We start from the raw sequence: 2,070 nt of genomic DNA on the forward strand, positions 1-2,070 counted from the left end.
CGAAACTCTTGCGTGTTTGGAAAATAGTTTGTACTTTTGCACTCGCTTTTGAGAAATACACTTCTCTTGGGCAATTAAAGAAAGAGTTCTTTGAAAGATTTCACATAAACAGACAAGTAGTACAAGAAGCGGTCTTGATTACACCTTATTATATTATAGGGCTGTTGATTGAGACTGGGTAAAAGAAACAAGCCGTCAAGAAATTGACATTCAGGTTTTCTTAGACTACAATAAATTTAGTTAAGGATATTCGTCCTAAGACAGACAACAAACACCGATTGTCTTGGAAACAAGATATGAAGTAAAAATGATATTTTACAATGGAGAGTTTGATCCTGGCTCAGGATGAACGCTAGCTACAGGCTTAACACATGCAAGTCGAGGGGAAACGATATTGGAAGCTTGCTTCCGATAGGCGTCGACCGGCGCACGGGTGAGTAACGCGTATCCAACCTGCCCATCACTTGGGAATAACCTTGCGAAAGTAAGACTAATGCCCAATGACATTTATAGAAGGCATCCGAAGTGAATTAAAGATTTATCGGTGATGGATGGGGATGCGTCTGATTAGCTTGTTGGCGGGGTAACGGCCCACCAAGGCGACGATCAGTAGGGGTTCTGAGAGGAAGGTCCCCCACATTGGAACTGAGACACGGTCCAAACTCCTACGGGAGGCAGCAGTGAGGAATATTGGTCAATGGGCGAGAGCCTGAACCAGCCAAGTAGCGTGCAGGATGACGGCCCTATGGGTTGTAAACTGCTTTTATAGGGGAATAAAGTGAGCCACGTGTGGTTTTTTGCATGTACCCTATGAATAAGGACCGGCTAATTCCGTGCCAGCAGCCGCGGTAATACGGAAGGTCCGGGCGTTATCCGGATTTATTGGGTTTAAAGGGAGCGTAGGCCGGAGATTAAGCGTGTTGTGAAATGTAGATGCTCAACATCTGAACTGCAGCGCGAACTGGTTTCCTTGAGTACGCATAAAGTGGGCGGAATTCGTGGTGTAGCGGTGAAATGCTTAGATATCACGAAGAACTCCGATTGCGAAGGCAGCTCACTGGGGCGCAACTGACGCTGAAGCTCGAAAGCGCGGGTATCGAACAGGATTAGATACCCTGGTAGTCCGCGCGGTAAACGATGGATGCCCGCTGTTGGGCCAACTGGTTCAGCGGCCAAGCGAAAGCATTAAGCATCCCACCTGGGGAGTACGCCGGCAACGGTGAAACTCAAAGGAATTGACGGGGGCCCGCACAAGCGGAGGAACATGTGGTTTAATTCGATGATACGCGAGGAACCTTACCCGGGCTTGAATTGCAGAGGAAGGATTTGGAGACAATGACGCCCTTCGGGGCCTCTGTGAAGGTGCTGCATGGTTGTCGTCAGCTCGTGCCGTGAGGTGTCGGCTTAAGTGCCATAACGAGCGCAACCCCTCTCCATAGTTGCCATCAGGTCAAGCTGGGCACTCTGTGGACACTGCCACCGTAAGGTGCGAGGAAGGTGGGGATGACGTCAAATCAGCACGGCCCTTACGTCCGGGGCTACACACGTGTTACAATGGCAGGTACAGAGAGCCGGTCGTATGCAAATACGATCCAATCCTTAAAGCCTGTCTCAGTTCGGACTGGGGTCTGCAACCCGACCCCACGAAGCTGGATTCGCTAGTAATCGCGCATCAGCCATGGCGCGGTGAATACGTTCCCGGGCCTTGTACACACCGCCCGTCAAGCCATGAAAGCCGGGGGCGCCTGAAGTCCGTGACCGCAAGGAGCGGCCTAGGGCGAAACTGGTAATTGGGGCTAAGTCGTAACAAGGTAGCCGTACCGGAAGGTGCGGCTGGAACACCTCCTTTCTGGAGAGACGATTATTCTTTCTTAGTAGAATGAGGAACTTAGAATGAAGGCAAGTTTCTCTTCTTGTACTGACAAGTTTGTTTTTTAGATATTAGAGATAGAGGAAGCTGGGCAGAAGAGTCCACTCTTTACCAACTACAGTCCTATAGCTCAGTTGGTTAGAGCGCCACACTGATAATGTGGAGGTCGGCAGTTCAAATCTGCCTGGGACTACTTCTAT

At 49.8% G+C, this 2,070-nt stretch carries 1 protein-coding gene, 1 tRNA gene and 1 rRNA gene; all 3 read left to right on the plus strand.

Features of this window, described 5'->3' with window-relative positions; translation table 11 throughout:
• A partial coding sequence (locus F7D20_RS12975; protein WP_228114058.1) for a hypothetical protein occupies positions 1-182 on the plus strand: 182 nt, incomplete at its 5' end.
• Positions 183-317: 135 nt separating this feature from the next.
• A 16S ribosomal RNA gene (locus F7D20_RS00780) occupies positions 318-1,849 on the plus strand.
• Positions 1,850-1,989: 140 nt separating this feature from the next.
• Positions 1,990-2,063 (plus strand) — tRNA-Ile (locus F7D20_RS00785).
• Positions 2,064-2,070 lie beyond the last annotated feature (7 nt).

This window comes from Segatella copri, assembly GCF_009495355.1.
In the GTDB taxonomy this organism is placed as follows: Bacteria; Bacteroidota; Bacteroidia; order Bacteroidales; family Bacteroidaceae; genus Prevotella.